The 273-nt window shown below is 31.1% G+C and carries 1 protein-coding gene; it reads left to right on the plus strand.

The genetic code is table 11. From position 1 onward, the window contains the following. Window positions 1-84: 84 nt before the first annotated feature. On the plus strand, window positions 85-273 hold a 189-nt coding region (locus tag CBI42_RS13065), incomplete at its 3' end, for a hypothetical protein (RefSeq protein ID WP_218822077.1).

The following is a 273-nucleotide window of genomic DNA, read 5'->3' on the forward strand; positions in this document are numbered from 1 at the left end:
AACGATTCTTTTGTTTTACTCGGATTTTCTAATCACATATATATATCACCAAGATCGAACATCAGTTCTAATACATGGAATAAATTGATTAGTAATCGAGATATTGATTTTACACCTTATTTAAAATCAGCCGATGCACAGACCACATATGAAGCAAAAAGTGACTTTAATCAAACACTTGCAACTCTCGTAACACAAGACAGCTTCAATAATCAGATTGTAAGTTATGTGAAACAAGCAGATCTTGATAGTCAATTGACTAATTATGACAAA

Source organism: Streptococcus sp. KR, from assembly GCF_002238115.1.
Classification (GTDB): domain Bacteria; phylum Bacillota; class Bacilli; order Lactobacillales; family Streptococcaceae; genus Streptococcus.